We start from the raw sequence: 17,276 nt of genomic DNA on the forward strand, positions 1-17,276 counted from the left end.
TTCAAAAATAACAATAAAGCAATTTTACAAAGGCATATTATAAACTTAACAATTCTACTGTTATATCGCTGAATTACCACGTTTTTTTCAATGCTTATGCTTATATTTGCTTTATAATTTTACTATTTAGACTCAACACATACAACAATTATATTGTTATCATTTAAATTGAACAAAAATGACACAAAATTCTAAAATCCTTTACACGTTTACAGACGAAGCTCCAATGTTAGCTACGTATTCTTTCTTACCGATTGTTCAGGCTTTTGCTCAAACTGCAGGTATTGATGTAGAAACAAGAGATATTTCTTTAGCTGGACGTATTTTAGCAAATTTCCCTGAGTATTTAAAAGAGGAACAAAGAATTGGCGACGCTTTAGCTGAATTAGGAGAATTAGCAAAAAGTCCAGAAGCAAATATTATCAAATTACCGAATATTTCTGCTTCTATTCCTCAATTAAACGCTGCAATTAAAGAACTTCAAGCCCATGGATTTGCTGTTCCTAATTATCCTTCTGAACCTAAAAATGACGAAGAGAAAGAGATTAAAGCGAAATATGCTAAAATTTTAGGATCTGCTGTAAACCCTGTATTGCGTGAAGGAAACTCTGATCGTAGAGCACCAAAAGCAGTAAAGAATTATGCAAAAAAACACCCACATTCAATGGGAGCTTGGGATGCAAACTCACAAACTAGAGTGGCATCTATGACAGATGGTGATTTTTATGGTACTGAAAAATCAGTAACTGTTGCACAAAATACTAAATTCAAAATCGAATTTGTTGGTGCAGATGGTACTACAAAATTATTGAAAGATTATGCTCCTCTTTTACAAGGAGAAGTAATTGACTCGACTGTTTTAAACTTAAATAAATTAAAAGCATTTGTTTCTGAATGTAAAGAAGAAGCGAAAGCGAAAAATATTTTATTCTCTACACACTTAAAAGCAACTATGATGAAGGTTTCAGATCCTATCATTTTTGGAGCTGTAGTAGAAGGATACTTCGCTGATGTTTACGCAAAATACGCAGCTGTATTTGCTGAATTAGGTATTAGCCCAAACAATGGTTTAGGTGATTTATATGCTAAGATTGCAGGACACGCTTTAGAAGCTGAAATTAAAACAGCGATCGATATGGCTATTGCACAAGGACCAGCTATTGCGATGGTAAACTCAGACAAAGGAATTACAAACTTACACGTTCCTTCTGACGTAATTGTAGATGCTTCTATGCCTGCAATGATTCGTACTTCAGGTCAAATGTGGAATAAAGAAGGAAAACAACAAGATACATTAGCAATTATTCCAGACCGTTGCTATGCAGGAGTATATGAAACTGTAATCGAAGATTGTAAAGCAAATGGTGCTTACAACCCTACGACTATGGGATCAGTACCAAACGTTGGTTTAATGGCACAAAAAGCAGAAGAATACGGATCTCATGATAAAACCTTCCAAGCTGATGCAGTAGGATCAATCCGCGTTTCTGATGAAAACAACAATGTGTTCTTTGAACAAGCTGTTGAAGCTGGAGATATCTTCAGAATGTGTCAAACAAAAGATGCCCCAATCCAAGACTGGGTTAAATTAGCCGTAAACCGCGCTCGCTTATCTGAAACACCAGCAATCTTCTGGTTGGATGAAAATAGAGCTCACGATAGAGAATTAATCAAAAAAGTAAACGAATACTTAAAACAATACGACACAACAGGATTAGACATCCGTATTTTAAGCCCAATTGAAGCTACTAAAGTTTCTGTTGAGCGCATCCGTCAAGGATTAGATACTATTTCTGTAACAGGAAACGTATTGCGTGATTACTTAACTGATTTATTCCCAATCTTAGAAGTTGGTACTTCTGCAAAAATGCTTTCAATCGTTCCTTTAATGAACGGTGGAGGATTATTCGAAACAGGTGCTGGTGGATCTGCTCCAAAACACATCGAACAATTCATTGAAGAAGGTTATTTACGTTGGGATTCATTAGGAGAGTTCTTAGCTTTGGGTGCTTCTTTTGAACACTTAAGCCAAACTCAAAATAATGCAAAAGCATTAGTATTAGCGGAAACATTAGACGAAGCTACTGCTAAGTTCTTAGATAACGATAAATCACCTGCTCGTAGAGTTGGGTCTATCGACAACCGTGGATCTCATTTCTATTTAGCGATGTATTGGGCTGAAGCATTAGCTGCTCAATCGAAAGATGCAGAATTAAAAGCTAAATTTGCACCTATCGCTAAAGCAATGAATGAAAACGAAGCGAAAATTAACGAAGAGTTAATCGGAGCTCAAGGTAAAGCACAAGAAATTGGAGGTTACTACCAAACTAACGTAGAGGCAACTGCTAAAGCCATGCGTCCAAGTGCAACATTGAATACAATTATTGATACTATCTAATCACTAGTATTCCAAATACAAAAGGCTGTCTTTTTCAAGACAGCCTTTTTTTATCACTACATTACAGTCAGTCAACAGTATCATCAAAAGCTAGTTAGTAAAGCCCTAAGACAGTAAAACTAAAAGATGATTACTCCAAATCCTATCCGTACTACCAAGCGATCTACAATGCATTGTTATTTTATAAAAAAAAGCATGTAAGGGTAATCTACCTATCCCCTTTGCTATGTACTTTAATTGTTAATAAGATCCATTCCTCTCATTATTGAGTCCTTGATTTATAGGACCAGGAAGCTTTTAGAAAAATAAGGCTATCCTATTCAATTCGCTATCGACTTCTCCAGTTATTTGCGTCTTTATTTCCCAAAAATAAATTTCAATAAAAACACATGTTATTTTAAATAATATTCATACTTTTAATACAAATAGTAAGTTTTATCCAACAAATAACCCTATTTATTATTTGAAATTTATATAAATCAAAAATAAATTGTTTTAATTGTATACATCTACATTCGCTATTACATCATTTTTTAATCTAATAAATAAGAACCATGAAAGAACTAGTAAGAACATTAATAGTAAGTCTAGTACTGTTCAATTTTGGCTGTCAAAAAGACGATCAGAATGAAATAAGAAATTATGCAGAAGATGCTAGAATACTACAAGATTTTGTCACGATTGATAAACAAGATTTAGCCTACTCTTTGAATCTAAATGCTAAAAGTGACTTTTTAAGATTCATCCCAACGAGCAGTATTAATCAATTAGAAAAAGTTTCAAACGAGAATTTGAATCGATTTAAAAACGAACTAAATGCATTAAATTCATTTATAAAAAATGAAATAAGAAACGGAGCCTCATATGTTGAAATGGAGACTAATAGTGGTAGCTACTTCAAAGAATTAAATAATGATGGGATTCGTATATCAAAAAATAATGTTGCTTCTCTAGCTAAAAAGCCACAGCCTTTGGCTGAAATTGGCAGTGTCTTTTTTTATAGAACAGGAGAGATTTCATCTCCTGAATATTTTTCAGGTAAGGACCATATAGATACTCAAATTAATATAAATGGTCCAACGAGCAGTATTTCAGCGACTCTTTTATGTCGTACTGGAACTAGTCCCCAAGGTTCCACAAGCACCCCTTCTTTACTTGTCATATCTTCTATGTCAGGATCTTATGCTGGAAATTTTAATTGGATTAATACTGTATCTGGAGCTAATGTTACTTGGACCTTTGAAGGAAAACTCAACACTTCTGATTTTTCGATGTTAGGTTATGCTTATCTTAGAGATTAACTTCTTTCTTTAATTACCGTATTTTAATAGAAAAATAAGCAAGATGCATAGTAGTACTCTTATGTGCTGAAGATAATTTTAAAAAAAAGGACTGTTTTACAACAGTCCTTTTTTGCTTTTATTATTTAACTCCTAAATAATTACTTGGAGTAATTTGTTTTAATTCTGTTTTTATTGCATCACTTACAGCAAGTGTTTCAATAAAAGTATGAATCGATTCTTTGTTGATTACGGTATTCGTACGAGTCAAATCTTTTAAAGCTTCGTATGGATTTGGATATCCTTCACGTCTTAAAATAGTTTGGATTGCTTCCGCTACTACAGCCCAATTTCGATCTAAATCTTCAGCAAATTTATCTGCATTTAGCAAGAGTTTATTCAATCCTTTCAGCGTAGATTCAAAAGCAATGATTGTATGTCCCATGGGCACACCAATATTTCTCAAAACCGTACTATCCGTTAAATCACGTTGCAATCTTGATAAAGGAAGTTTTGCTGCTAAATGTTCAAAGATAGCATTCGCAATCCCTAAATTTCCTTCTGAGTTTTCAAAATCAATCGGATTTACTTTATGTGGCATAGCAGAAGATCCAATCTCACCCGCTTTAATTTTTTGCTTGAAATAATCCATGGAAACATACGTCCAGATATCGCGATCTAAATCAATCAAAATAGTATTGATGCGTTTCAGTGCATCAAAGAAAGCAGCAAAGTGATCGTAATGTTCAATTTGTGTTGTAGGGAATGAATATTTCAATCCTAAACTCAATTCCACGAAATCCTCTCCAAATTGCTTCCAATCATTCTTTGGATAGGCTACATGGTGTGCATTGAAATTCCCAGTTGCTCCACCAAATTTTGCTGCAAAAGGCACATTATTCAACAAGCGTAACTGTTCTTCCAAACGTTGTACAAAAACCTGAATTTCCTTTCCTAAACGCGTTGGGGAAGCTGGTTGTCCATGTGTTCTTGCCAACATAGGAACATCACTCCACTCTTGACTTAATTCTTTCAGTTTATTAATGACAGAAAGAAATAAAGGCATATACACTTCATGAAAAGCTTCTTTTGTCAATAATGGAATTGAAGTATTATTAATATCTTGAGAGGTTAATCCAAAGTGGATAAACTCTTTGTATTGTTCTAATCCCAAACGATCAAAAGCATCTTTGATAAAATACTCAACCGCTTTTACATCGTGGTTTGTTATTTTTTCTTTTTCTTTAATCCAAAGGGCATCTTCTGCTGTAAAATCTTTGTATAATTTTCGTAACTCTGGAAATAAATTAGGGGAAATCCCACTTAATTGCGGAAGATTATATTCACAAAGCGCAATAAAATATTCTACCTCAACTAAAACTCTATATTTGATTAGAGCTTCTTCTGAGAAGTATTGGGCTAAGGATTGGGTTTTACTTCTATAACGTCCATCAATAGGCGATATAGCATTCAGTTCTGTCAGCATCATTTAGATTGTGTTGTTAAAGTACAAAGATAATGTTTTTTTGTGTTTTTGTTTTTTTGCAATTTTAGGTTTTTCTGCTTTTTTGCAGTTTATAAACCGTAAACTGTCAACCGTAAACTATATCGCTTTCGACCACTCTTTAATTGCGTCTTTATTCATTTTTACGTAGTCTAGATTATTTGCTTTTTCAGCCAAATCTAGGGCAACTTTTGCTGTAGCTACAGCTCCAATTTTATCACCCGCTTTTGCTTGAATCTGAGATTTCAATCGAACAAAATAGTACGGCACTTTGTCTCCTGATTTATCAATTGCACTATTAATCCAAGATAAAGCTTTTGACAGATCCTTTCCTGTCAAATAGAAATACTCTGCCGCAGCATAGTAATCTACAATTTTAGGCCCTTCAAAAGTTTCCGTAATGCTTTCCATTGCCAAGTTATCCGTAGGCACTTTGAAACGCACAGGAACTAAACTGCGTTCCCACATGATTTCCAAATCTGCATAGTCGATATTTACGTTATTGATTGCAATAGTAAACGTTTCAAATTTGCGATCTAAGTTTTGCACCTTTACTTTCGTAGATAATGCAATTTTAGATTCATCCCATTTCTCTGGTAATCCCCAATTGTTGGTATCTTTATAAAAAATCACTTCCCACTCCTCTACTTTTGGAATGGTATAAATTGCATATGATCCTTTTTTCAATACTTTTCCGTCAATTTCCACATCATTAGCAAAAGAAACAACTGTATTCATATTGGCACCTGTGCGCCATAAACGTCCATAAGGAACTAAATCACCAAACACCAAACGTCCGCGCATATTAGGTCTAGAATAGTCAATTTTGACGTCTGTTAACCCTACTACCTGATGCACTTCTGATTTTGTACTCGTTGGCGGTGTTTGCACTTGTGCTTGCGCAGTTGATAAGGCAAATACGGCCAAACTGGTAATAACAAACTTTTTTATCATGTTTACTTGTATTTAATGGTCCAATTTATTTTTTGAATTTGAAGGATACAATTTATTAATTAATCCCCTGATTTAGTCTTAAAATAAACAAAAAAAAGCGACCGAAAATTTCGATCGCTTTTTTGTTTATTTTATTTTTTGAATACCACCTTCTAACCACGCTTTGTATTCTTCCACATCTGGAGTATATCCAACGGGTTCTGACAAACGTTGTCCTTCTGCGTCCAACACAATATAATAGGGTTGTGCATTCGCATGGTAGTGCTTCATTTGAAAATCACTCCATTTATTTCCAATGGTTTTAATTTTCTTACCTGTTGTTTCTGAGATGTATTGCTCATTTTCTGGCAATTCCTTTTTATCATCTACATATAGGGAAATCAAGACCACTTCATTTTTCAATAAAGCTAAGATTGCCGGATCTGACCAAACGTAATCTTCCATTTTACGGCAATTCACGCAGGCAAATCCTGTAAAATCAAGCAATACTGGTTTATTCACTGACTTAGCATAGGCCATTCCTTGTTCATAATCAGTAAAAGCGACGATGTCATGTGCACCGAATTTTGCTCCTTCTGGTAAAACTTCTGTCGTAGCAGTTCCGCCTGATCCGCCTTTACCACCAACGCCATAAGGGCTTTCTGAGTAGGTCATTGGAGGAGGGAAACCTGAGATAATTTTCAATGGTGCTCCCCATAACCCTGGCACTAAGTAAATCGTAAATGTCGTCACGAATAACCCCATGAATAAACGTCCTACAGAAATACTATCCATTGGACTATCGTGAGGCAATCGAATCTTACCAAATAAGTACAAGGCCCAAGCTCCAAAAATAGTAATCCAAATAGCCAAGAACACTTCTCTTTCTAACCAGTGTGCTTGCAATACAAGATCAGCATTAGATAAAAATTTAAAGGCTAATGCTAATTCTAAGAACCCTAGAGATACTTTTACTGTATTTAACCATCCACCTGAACGTGGCATAGAATTTAACCATCCTGGGAACATAGCAAACAGCATAAATGGAAGTGCTAAGGCTAAAGAGAAACCTAACATGCCAACAATTGGAGCAATTCCTCCTTTAGAAGCTGCTTCTACTAATAAAGTCCCTACGATAGGTCCAGTACAAGAGAATGATACAATAGCTAATGCTAAAGCCATAAACAAGATACCGATAATACCTCCACGATCGGCTTGTGAATCTACTTTATTTGCCCAAGAATTGGGTAACATAATTTCAAATGCTCCTAAGAAAGAGGTTGCGAAAACAACTAATAACAAGAAGAAAATGATATTAAAATACACATTTGTGGACAGCGCATTCAACGAATCTGCTCCGAAGATTGCGGTTACAATCGTACCTAATACTACATAAATCAAGATAATTGATAAACCATAGATAATCGCATTTTTAATTCCTTTAGCACGTGTCTTACTTTGTTTGGTAAAGAAACTCACAGTCATTGGAATCATTGGGAAAACACAAGGAGTTAACAAAGCTGCAAATCCGGAGAAGAAGGCTAAAATAAAAATGGTAAATAAACCTCTTTTTTCTTCTGATTTAGGGGCAGTTACTTTTGTATCTGTTGTGGCTGTTCCGCTTTCTTTTGCTGTAGTCGTCTTATTTTCATAAGCCTCAAAATTCTCCACTTCGGTCACTCGAAGTGTTTTCAAATCGTAAACAAACAAATTACTCTGACTGATACAAACATCTAAACAAACTTGATATCCCAATTCTACTTGAATATTTGGTGTATCAGCATTAGTTAATTTAATCTCTTGTACCAATTGAACTGGCCCTACGAAATAGGTTTCATCCACTTCAAAGATATCGTTATAAACGGTTTTCGTTTCACTCTCTTTGGCTTCACCAATGAGTTCATAATTCCCATCTATATTGTTGTATATAAATTCGGTTGGCAGGGGTCCTCCATCAGCTGTATATTGAGAGTACATATGCCATCCATCTTGAATAATACCATTCCATGTAATGGTATATTCTGTATCGGATTTCTTTTCAATTTTCGTTGTCCATTTGGCAGGATTTTCCATCATCTGCGCCTGAGCCGTGAAAATAGATATAAAGAAAAATAGCAAATAAGCTAATTTTTTCATACGGTTAATTTAATTTTTAAAACATTAGTAGTTGTATTTCTTACTTTAAATCGTTCATCCATTCGACTTCCAATAATCCATACAATAGTATCACCTGAGCACAATAACCAAATATTTTCTTTTTCTATTTGAGTCATTTTCTCATCTTTTACATATTTCGAAATTCGCTTTGTTCCTTTCATTCCAAAAGGCACGAAATAATCTCCTTTCTTGGGTTTGCGAATCAGCAACGGAAACTGCAATTTATCTCGATCGAGATAGGCACACAAGGGATCCGTCGTCAGTTCAATTTCATTTCTTTCATAATTAGTTGATGTTAAGCATATTGGTTGTGTAATAATTTGGTTTTCTTGGATATAAAAAGCATCCTCTGACTCTTCTACCATTTTACTTTTCAATCGAAGTAAGAGGTATCCTCTATCTTTAATCAAGCAATAGTTTTCTGCCAGAATTTTCTTTCCTGTTTCTGCCTGTACTAAATCCGCAATATCGTTCCATGCTTTAAAACCATAAGGTTCTAACCATTTATACAAATAGGCTTTAGGCAATGACAATTCACTTAATTCTTTTAAGGGAAATAAAAGGTCATCCCCTTGCTTAAGCACCACTTTCTCAAACATCATTTGGCTTGCATCCTCACTCATTTGATGTGCTTCTTTCAAAAAACCAATAGTTTGTTGAAAAGTTTGATCGATTTGTGGGTTTATTTCCTTAAAAACAGGCAAGATATTTTTTCTTATCTTATTACGCAAATATTTTGTTTGTGCATTTGTATAATCTTCTCTCCAAGTGAGTTGATTCTTATTTGCATACGCTTCAATTTCAGCTCTAGTAAATACTAACAGTGGCCGCCGAATATAGTCTGTTTTTTCAGGTATTCCCAGCAATCCTTCAATTCCCGTACCCCTTGAAAAATTGATAAAAAAAGTTTCCATCGAATCGTCCAAGTGGTGAGCAGTCAATAAATATTGATAATTTTCTTGTTTTAAAACTTCTTCAAACCATAGGTAACGTTGTTCTCTTGCTGCAACTTGGATTGATACTTTATTTTCTATTGCATAGTGATTGGTATCAAACTCTTTTACAAAAAAAGGAACTTTTAATTGTGCACTTACCTGTTCAACAAATTGTTGATCTAAGTTACTATCTTCCTCTCTCAAGTGGAAGTTGCAATGTGCTACTGCAACATTTAGTCCAATTTGATGACATAAATGTAATAAAACAACACTATCGACTCCACCGCTAACAGCTAGTAAAAGAGGGTGTTGTGTCAATTCAGCAAAATTTGATTCAAGATGCTTTCTAAACTTATTTTCCATGGATTACCTCAACATATCTAGGGCAAGCTGTGTATAAATGTTAATCTTTATTCACAATTGTCTAGCAAACTCCAAAAATACCCTTTTTTTCGCGAAAAACCCTTATTCTAGGTTCATTTCTGTGCATAAAAAAACCACAAAATTTAATTTGTGGTTCTATTTTATTCTAACTCAAGGGTGGAATTTTGTGAATACGTTCTCCATTTTTCAATGCAAGCAACCATATCTTGAGGTACATCTGAATCAAAGCGAACATATTCTTTGGTTATCGGATGTTCAAAGCCTAAGGTTTTCGCATGCAGTGCTTGTCTTGGTAGGAGCTGAAAACAATTTTCAATAAACTGTTTGTATTTTGTAAAGGTAGTTCCTTTTAGAATCAAATTTCCACCGTAGCGTTCATCATTAAATAGCGTATGTCCAATATGCTTCATATGCACTCTAATTTGATGTGTACGTCCTGTTTCTAAACGACAAGAAACCAAAGTAACATAGCCAAAACGCTCCAATACTTTATAGTGCGTAACCGCCCATTTTCCTTTGCTTTCATCATCAAAAGCAGCCATTTGCATGCGGTCTTTCACATGTCGTCCAATATAGCTTTCTATGGTACCTTGATCCTCAACGACATTTCCCCATACCAACGCCACATATTCTCTTTCCGTTGTTTTCTCAGCAAATTGACGTTGCAATTCTGTCATCGCCCACTCTGTCTTTGCTACAACTAATAATCCACTGGTATCTTTATCAATTCGGTGTACAAGTCCAGGACGTTCACTACTATTAAGTGGTAAATTTTCGAAGTGGTAAGCTAATGCATTGACCAATGTCCCTGTATAGTTTCCATGTCCAGGATGCACAACCAATCCCGGTTCTTTATTTACCACCAATAAAGCATCGTCTTCATACACGATATTTAAAGGGATATTTTCAGGAATAATAATATTTTCAAAAGGAGGTTGTTTCATGAGCACACGTACAACATCCAAGGCTTTTACCTTATGATTCGACTTAACAGCCACATCATTTACAAAAATATTTCCATTTGATGCTGCTTGTTGAATTTTATTACGCGTTGCATTTTCAACTAAGTTCATCAAAAATTTATCTACACGTAAAGGCGCTTGACCTTTACCTGCCTCAAATCGAAAATGTTCATATAATTCATCTTCTAAATCATCGAACACTTCATTTACATTTTCTTGCATAAATTATTTTTCTTAATCAATATCGGGTGCTACATCCAATTGTTCTGCAGATAGGCCCGCTTTTCCATCTCCTAAAACGAAGTCAATTTTAGAGTTTTTCACCACTAAATCTCCTTTTTTCAATTTTTTACCGTTTTGATGTACTTCCAAAACAACATCTTTACCAATAAACGTGGCATATGATTTTGTTCCTTCTTTTAAGCCCATAGAGGCAATTGTAGCGCTCGCTTGTCGATACGTTAACTGTTCCAATTCTGGCAAAATCACTTTTCCATACCCAGAGGCATTAATTTTAACGTAGATTTTTCTGTTTTCCTTCACACTAGAACCAGGCATAGGATCTTGTTCTAACACAGTTAGAGGAGGAAAATTTTTATTGTAATCTAGCGTATCCAAAACAATCATACGCAATTCTTTTTGATCCAAAGTTTGCTCAGCTTGAAAAGTATCTAGCTTTAATAAATTGGGTACTTCAATTCGCTGTCCATGATTTGTCGTTACTTTCAACCATTTCAATAGGCCTAGTACCCCCACAATAGAGATGATGATGGCTGCTGCCAACGAAATTAAAAAGCTCTTACTTTTAAAAAATTGAACTAATTTCATAGGGTTAGATTTTTGACAAAGATATAAAATCGAAAAGATTTTTTGTTTCTGTGTTTTATTATAAATTTGTTTGAAACAATTCTTTTATAAATCTAACCTCAACATCCTGGGTATATGAAGCACGTAGCAATAATTATGGGAGGCTATTCAAGTGAGTTTGAAATTTCACTTAAAAGTGGTCAAGTTGTATTTGACACATTGGATCGCACAAAATACACACCATATAAAATCCATATTTTTCGCGATAAATGGGTATATGTAGATGAGCACAAGGAGGAATTTCTGGTAGATAAAAATGATTTTTCAGTATCATATAAGGGTCAGAAATTAACCTTTGACGTTGTTTTTAATGCAATTCATGGAACACCTGGTGAGGATGGGTTATTGCAGGCGTACTTTGAATTAATCCACATGCCACATACTTCATGTAATGCTTATCAAGCAGCATTAACCATGAACAAGAGGGATATGCTTTCTGTTTTAAAGCCCTATGGTATTAAAACAGCTATTTCTTATTATTTGAATGAGGGAGATGATATCAACCCTGAAGCTATTATTCAACGTGTAGGATTACCTTGCTTTGTTAAACCTAATCGTTCAGGATCTAGCTTTGGTATTTCAAAAGCTCATACAACAGAAGAATTAGTTCAAGCGATTGAGATAGCCTATAAAGAAGACAACGAAATTTTAATTGAAAGCTTCCTTAAGGGAACGGAGGTTTCTGTAGGTGTAATTAAGTATAAAGGTGATGTTATCGTCTTGCCTATTACTGAAATTGTCAGTGAAAATGACTTTTTTGACTACGAAGCAAAATATTTAGGCAAATCTCAAGAGATTACACCGGCTCGCATTGATGATGCGATTCAAGCAAAAATAGAAGATATTGCGATTAAGATTTACCGAATTTTAAAAATGGATGGATTCTCGAGAAGTGAATTCATCATTGTTGGAGATACCCCATTTTTATTAGAGATGAATACGGTTCCTGGTTTGACTAGAGAAAGTATTTTACCTCAACAGGCGGCAGAAGCTAAAATTTCATTGCCCGATTTGTTTGACAATGCAATAGTTTTAGCTTTGCAGAAATAAAGACTCCCAAAATATGAGAAGAGCTGTTTTTCCTGGATCATTTGATCCTATTACAAATGGACATTACGACATTATCAAACGAGCTTTGCCTCTATTTGATGAAATTATCATTGCCATTGGTGTCAATGCTGATAAAAAATACATGTTCAGTCTAGAAGAACGCAAGGTTTTTATTGAAAAGACCTTCGCCAATGAACCTAAAATAAAAGTAGAGACTTACCAAGGGTTAACTACCGATTTTTGTCATGAAAAAAAGGCTCAATTTATTTTAAGAGGGTTGCGAAATCCAGCAGATTTTGAATTTGAAAAAGCCATTGCACATACCAATCGCTTCCTATCAAAAATTGAGACAGTATTTTTACTTACTGCTGCAAGCACCTCGTTTATTAGCTCCAGTATTGTACGCGATGTGATTCGCAATCACGGAGATTATATTAAATTAGTACCCGAACCTGTACGAATATAACAGATAAAAAAAGTCGCTCTAGAGCGACTTTTTTATTTTATTCACTAAGCAAACCTGCTTCTTCTACTAAAAGTTTAATATTTTCATAGGAATTGGACATTGCTTCTTTGATTTGTTCCTTATCAAACCAAACCACTTCTTCAATTCCCTCCTCTGCTTGCCCTGTTAATGGTCCATCATAGGATGTACTCATCTCAAACCAACTGGTAATTTTCAATCGATACTTTCCATTTCGCTTAAAGATATGGTAGGTTTTAGGAAGTTTCTTAATCACTTTCAATTCTCGAACTCCCGTCTCTTCCTCCACTTCTCTTACTGCCGTATCTGCTATTTCTTCATATTTCTCAATTCCTCCTTTCGGCAAATCCCATTTGCCATTTCTCTTGATAAAAAGTACTTTTCCTTCTGCATTATACACGACACCTCCACCCGCTTTTTGAACAGGAATTTTTTCTTTTAGCCTTTTCATCATGGCTTTTTCGTCTGGATGATATAAAAATGCCTTATCAATTTTATTTTGAAAATATTTAATGATAATTTTGTCAATATCAACACTGTCTAACAAGAACAACTGAAAATCGGTTTCTTTCTCAATTTTATCAGTTAGAAACAACGGTTTATCGTTTACAAAAACTTTATACATTTGTATTATGATTTTTACTAAAGAAACAGCTCAACAAACTGCCGAATTACTTCTGCAAATTAACGCAATTAAATTAAATCCAAAAAATCCTTTTACATGGGCTTCTGGATGGAAATCTCCTATTTACTGTGATAACCGTATTACACTGTCTTATCCAGAGATTAGAAAATACTTAAAAGAGGAGTTTGCAAAGCATATTGTTGCAAAATATGGTAAGCCTGATGTAATTGCTGGTGTAGCAACAGGAGCGATTGGAATTGGCTTATTAGTAGCTGAAGCCTTAGAATTGCCTTTCGTTTATGTTCGACCTGAGCCTAAGAAGCATGGAAGACAAAATCAAATTGAAGGACAATTAGAACCAGGAAAAAAAGTAGTAGTCATTGAAGATTTGATCAGTACAGGAAAAAGTAGCTTACAAGCCGTTGAAGCTTTAAAAGAAAATGGAGCTGATATTGTAGGTATGGCTGCTATCTTTACCTATGAATTTCAAGTTTCTAAAGATAACTTTGCTCAAGCGGGTGTTGAATTAACTACCTTGAGTAATTATACTTCTCTATTGGAAAATGCAGTAAAACAAAATTATATCTCTGCTTCTGACTTAGAGACATTACAAGAATGGAGAGTTAATCCATCAGAATGGAATCAATAATTAAAGAAATAAAAGTATGCAATTAGAAAGTCCAAAAGTAAAAGTAGCGCAATCCGCTGAATATATATTTAATGCATTATCTGACGTAAAGAACTTCGAGAAGTTAATGCCTGAATCGATTGCTAAATTTGAAGTAACTGGAGAGGATTCTTTCATCTTTGCTTTGAAAGGAATGCCAGAAATCAAATTAAAGAAAAAAGAGGCTACTCCGAATTCTCAAATTGTTTTAGGAGCAGCAAGTGATAAATTACCGTTTACCTTAACTGGAAATATCACAGAAGTTGACGCGAATAATACAGAAATTCAACTTCAATTTGAAGGAAGTTTCAATCCTATGATGGCTATGATGGTAAAAGGTCCTATTGGAAAATTCATCGAAGCTTTGGCTGGGAACATGAATAAATTATAGCGCTATCTTTTTATCAATACATATACAAGGCTTATGAAAGGTTAAGAAAATTTTCATAAGCCTTTTTTGTATCCCATCCTGATTCAAATCAATATCAATCAACTTCATCAACAACCCTATCTTACTAAAATAAAACCTATACTTCTTTCGTACCTCAATTATTTTTCTTCTTTACGTCCTCTTTTACTTCCATTTGCCTCTTTATCGGAGCATATCTCTCTTCTCTAGTTTTTTCATCTCATCTCATTTGTTAAATCTTGTTTCATTCTATCTTGTAATGAGTTTCACTTTCTTATACTACGTAACTTATTCTTTACTATTGTATTTTTTAATAAGAAAAACATCTCTTTAATTAAACTATTTCCACAAGTCTAAACGCTACTAAATACAGCTGTTTAAAAATATGTAACACCTCAATGTTACTAAATCCACAAAAAAAATTGTCTTAAAACAATCAATTACATCTTTTCCTTTCGAACTGATACCATTTTTAACATGGTAATCCTGTAATTTCATTTTACACCTTAAGAATAAAAAAATCACAATGTCAGACAAATAATAAGCATTCGATTTTTTATTCAATCAGCTCAAGTAAAATGCCATACTAAAACAAAAACTTATTGGTATTTCAAAACCAATATGTACGATAAACCAAATACTTATGCAGGAATTTTTCTCACAAAGTCAGAATTTCATTGGATCCCATCAAACGGGGATTGATCCAAGAACGGGTGTCTTTACTCTACACCTCCCTTTAGCCAGCATCCATGCAAATTACGGTATGGGTCCAGAGGTTTCCTTGTTTTTGACAGGTAGCTCTTTAAGTCAAGAAGATGAGGGCTTTGGCGCTGGTTTTGGACTTCCTTTTACCACTTATGACAAGCCCAATCGACTGCTGCGATTATCTACAGGGGAGCAGTATTTAGTGGAGGATGATAGCGATCATTATGAAGGTGAAATCACCGTCAAACAAAAAAAGCTGAACAACTTTATCTTTGAGCGTGTCAATGCTTCTGCTACAGAAGTGGGCTATTACAAAGTGATCTATAAATCAGGGTTGGTTGAGATTTTAGATAGTCCCTCTTCTTTGGAACCTATTAAAAATACCGTTAGTATTCAGACTTATGAAGGCCATGCGGTGTACTTGAAATGGGAAGGAAACGTTGCTCGTTTAGCCTCTATTGCTGATGATCATCACACTTTGGTAGAGATTAGTTACCAGGACCGTCATGCTCCTGTTGTTTCTGTTTTCCCCGGAGAGGAAGAAGCTTACCAGATTCAATTGACCATCGGCAATGGTTTTTTGGAAAAGGTGAGACAGCTGGAAGAAAACTACACGTGGTTGTTTTACTATACCGCCGAAGGGTTTATCAAGGAGATCAAACACCCGACAGGACTGATTGAAACGATTGAGTATCAGAGGGGGGTTTTTCGATTTCCCGATGATGTATACCCCGCCTTATCCGCAGCTACTCGCCATACCTTAGCTCCAGGAAATAATCAACCCAATATCACCTCTACCTATAGCTTTACTTCGAATAACTACTTAGGGTATAACAGCGGACTTGCCTTTGAGCAGGATCGCGATAACTTATACACGGTGTTGAGTACGTATGTCTATGGTTCTACCGCCAAGCAAACCCAGGGCAATTTGACCATTGAAACTGAACGTACTTATAATAGTTTCCATTTGAATACCAGTGAAGTCACCACTTTTCGCTCCTCTGATGGAGTAAGGAGCATACAGGTTGATTTGGAGTATTACGCCCATATCGGGATTCCCTTTGAGGCTCAGCCCAATCAATTTCAATTGATCAAACAAAAGACAACCACCTGGCGCGATTCCAGTGGAACCCGTCANTCGCCATACCCTAGCTCCAGGAAACAATCAACCCACTATCACCTCTACCTATAGCTTTACTTCGAATAACTACTTGGGGTATAACAGCGGACTTGCCTTTGAACAGGATCGCGATAACTTATACACGGTGTTGAGTACATATGTCTATGGTTCTACCGCCAAGCAAACCCAGGGCAATTTGACCATTGAAACTGAGCGTACCTATAATAGTTTCCATCTGAATACCAGTGAAGTCACCACTTTTCGCTCCTTTGATGGAGTAAGGAGCATACAAGTTGATTTGGAGTATTACGCCCATATCGGGATTCCCTTTGAGGCTCAGCCCAATCAATTTCAATTGATCAAACAAAAGACAACCACCTGGCGCGATTCCAGTGGAACCCGTCAAGAGGTTCACCTGACCGAGTTTGATCCCCAAGGCAACCCCACCTTGGAGATTCAACCCAATGGCAATCAAACGACAATGAGCTGGTACGATGCTGATGGAGAAGACGGCTGTCCGGCCGAGGGCCATGGTTTTGTTCGCTTTTTAAAAGAAAGTATCACCATTCCCAATCAGGATGATTACGATACCCCGATTCAAAAAGAGTCGTATACCTATATGAATTTGGGGTCTTCGGATCTGGTTGTCGCGGAGCAACTGTTGAAATACAGCGGGGATGAGTTATTGCAATCTCGTCTTTTCGATTATCAGGACGACCCTCATAGTGTAGACTATGGACGCATGAACTTTATTCACGATAAATTGTACGCCGATGGAGCCTATTCTGCGGCTTAT

The 17,276-nt window shown here is 35.5% G+C and carries 13 protein-coding genes and 1 pseudogene; 7 read left to right on the top strand and 7 right to left on the bottom strand.

Going from position 1 to position 17,276, the window contains the following annotated elements; translation table 11 throughout:
* Positions 1-178: 178 nt before the first annotated feature.
* A complete protein-coding gene (locus AWV75_RS15320) occupies positions 179-2,398 on the top strand; it encodes an NADP-dependent isocitrate dehydrogenase (protein ID WP_060875192.1) in 2,220 nt (739 codons plus the stop codon).
* A 554-nt stretch (positions 2,399-2,952) separates the two neighbouring features.
* Positions 2,953-3,699, top strand: coding sequence for a hypothetical protein (locus AWV75_RS15325; protein WP_060875193.1), 747 nt, complete (start codon positions 2,953-2,955; stop codon positions 3,697-3,699).
* A gap of 121 nt (positions 3,700-3,820) precedes the next feature.
* Here the strand turns inward: AWV75_RS15325 and purB are convergent, their stop codons facing one another.
* From purB to AWV75_RS15355, 6 genes are all read right to left on the bottom strand, one after another.
* On the bottom strand, positions 3,821-5,164 hold the full coding sequence (gene purB, locus AWV75_RS15330; RefSeq protein WP_197429593.1) for an adenylosuccinate lyase: 1,344 nt from the start codon (positions 5,162-5,164) through the stop codon (positions 3,821-3,823).
* Positions 5,165-5,281: 117 nt separating this feature from the next.
* Complete coding sequence (locus tag AWV75_RS15335; RefSeq protein ID WP_060875195.1) at positions 5,282-6,136, bottom strand: DUF2911 domain-containing protein; 855 nt, start codon at positions 6,134-6,136, stop codon at positions 5,282-5,284.
* Positions 6,137-6,262: 126 nt separating this feature from the next.
* On the bottom strand, positions 6,263-8,251 hold the full coding sequence (locus AWV75_RS15340) for a protein-disulfide reductase DsbD family protein (RefSeq protein ID WP_060875196.1): 1,989 nt from the start codon (positions 8,249-8,251) through the stop codon (positions 6,263-6,265).
* A complete protein-coding gene (tilS, locus tag AWV75_RS15345; RefSeq protein ID WP_060875197.1) occupies positions 8,248-9,570 on the bottom strand; it encodes a tRNA lysidine(34) synthetase TilS in 1,323 nt (440 codons plus the stop codon). Before tilS ends, AWV75_RS15340 begins: the two co-directional genes overlap by 4 nt.
* A gap of 161 nt (positions 9,571-9,731) precedes the next feature.
* The gene (locus AWV75_RS15350; protein ID WP_060875198.1) at positions 9,732-10,775 is read right to left on the bottom strand and encodes an RluA family pseudouridine synthase; all 1,044 of its coding nucleotides are present in this window, start codon (positions 10,773-10,775) and stop codon (positions 9,732-9,734) included.
* A gap of 12 nt (positions 10,776-10,787) precedes the next feature.
* Positions 10,788-11,381: a PASTA domain-containing protein gene (locus AWV75_RS15355; RefSeq protein ID WP_060875199.1), complete on the bottom strand. Its 594-nt coding sequence runs from the start codon at positions 11,379-11,381 to the stop codon at positions 10,788-10,790.
* Between the two features lie 114 nt (positions 11,382-11,495).
* Between AWV75_RS15355 and AWV75_RS15360 the strand changes: the two genes are divergently transcribed.
* Positions 11,496-12,470, top strand: a complete 975-nt coding sequence (locus tag AWV75_RS15360; RefSeq protein ID WP_060875200.1) for a D-alanine--D-alanine ligase — start codon at positions 11,496-11,498, stop codon at positions 12,468-12,470.
* Between the two features lie 13 nt (positions 12,471-12,483).
* On the top strand, positions 12,484-12,936 hold the full coding sequence (gene coaD / locus AWV75_RS15365) for a pantetheine-phosphate adenylyltransferase (RefSeq protein ID WP_060875201.1): 453 nt from the start codon (positions 12,484-12,486) through the stop codon (positions 12,934-12,936).
* A gap of 37 nt (positions 12,937-12,973) precedes the next feature.
* Here the strand turns inward: coaD and AWV75_RS15370 are convergent, their stop codons facing one another.
* Positions 12,974-13,579 (bottom strand): NUDIX hydrolase, encoded by a 606-nt coding sequence (locus AWV75_RS15370; protein ID WP_060875202.1) that lies wholly within the window; start codon positions 13,577-13,579, stop codon positions 12,974-12,976.
* Positions 13,580-13,586: 7 nt separating this feature from the next.
* Here AWV75_RS15370 and pyrE point away from each other — a divergent pair, with 7 nt between their 5' ends.
* The 3 genes and pseudogenes from pyrE to AWV75_RS15390 form a co-directional block, all read left to right on the top strand.
* Positions 13,587-14,228, top strand: a complete 642-nt coding sequence (gene pyrE, locus AWV75_RS15375; protein WP_002987166.1) for an orotate phosphoribosyltransferase — start codon at positions 13,587-13,589, stop codon at positions 14,226-14,228.
* Between the two features lie 16 nt (positions 14,229-14,244).
* Positions 14,245-14,637 (top strand): hypothetical protein, encoded by a 393-nt coding sequence (locus tag AWV75_RS15380; protein ID WP_060875203.1) that lies wholly within the window; start codon positions 14,245-14,247, stop codon positions 14,635-14,637.
* A 1,934-nt stretch (positions 14,638-16,571) separates the two neighbouring features.
* Positions 16,572-17,276: pseudogene (locus tag AWV75_RS15390) on the top strand (RHS repeat domain-containing protein); the annotation flags it as partial.

It is taken from the genome of Myroides odoratus, from assembly GCF_001549985.1.
GTDB classification, from domain to species: Bacteria; Bacteroidota; Bacteroidia; order Flavobacteriales; family Flavobacteriaceae; genus Flavobacterium; species Flavobacterium odoratum_A.

Excerpts from the sequence above, each read along its gene's own strand:
- AWV75_RS15370 (WP_060875202.1), bottom strand. The coding sequence starts at position 13,579 with ATGTATAAAGTTTTTGTAAACGATAAACCGTTGTTTCTAACTGATAAA.
- purB (WP_197429593.1), bottom strand. The coding sequence starts at position 5,164 with ATGCTGACAGAACTGAATGCTATATCGCCTATTGATGGACGTTATAGA.
- coaD (WP_060875201.1), top strand. The coding sequence starts at position 12,484 with ATGAGAAGAGCTGTTTTTCCTGGATCATTTGATCCTATTACAAATGGA.
- AWV75_RS15350 (WP_060875198.1), bottom strand. The coding sequence starts at position 10,775 with ATGCAAGAAAATGTAAATGAAGTGTTCGATGATTTAGAAGATGAATTA.
- AWV75_RS15325 (WP_060875193.1), top strand. The coding sequence starts at position 2,953 with ATGAAAGAACTAGTAAGAACATTAATAGTAAGTCTAGTACTGTTCAAT.
- AWV75_RS15360 (WP_060875200.1), top strand. The coding sequence starts at position 11,496 with ATGAAGCACGTAGCAATAATTATGGGAGGCTATTCAAGTGAGTTTGAA.
- AWV75_RS15320 (WP_060875192.1), top strand. The coding sequence starts at position 179 with ATGACACAAAATTCTAAAATCCTTTACACGTTTACAGACGAAGCTCCA.
- tilS (WP_060875197.1), bottom strand. The coding sequence starts at position 9,570 with ATGGAAAATAAGTTTAGAAAGCATCTTGAATCAAATTTTGCTGAATTG.
- AWV75_RS15355 (WP_060875199.1), bottom strand. The coding sequence starts at position 11,381 with ATGAAATTAGTTCAATTTTTTAAAAGTAAGAGCTTTTTAATTTCGTTG.
- AWV75_RS15380 (WP_060875203.1), top strand. The coding sequence starts at position 14,245 with ATGCAATTAGAAAGTCCAAAAGTAAAAGTAGCGCAATCCGCTGAATAT.
- AWV75_RS15340 (WP_060875196.1), bottom strand. The coding sequence starts at position 8,251 with ATGAAAAAATTAGCTTATTTGCTATTTTTCTTTATATCTATTTTCACG.
- AWV75_RS15335 (WP_060875195.1), bottom strand. The coding sequence starts at position 6,136 with ATGATAAAAAAGTTTGTTATTACCAGTTTGGCCGTATTTGCCTTATCA.
- pyrE (WP_002987166.1), top strand. The coding sequence starts at position 13,587 with ATGATTTTTACTAAAGAAACAGCTCAACAAACTGCCGAATTACTTCTG.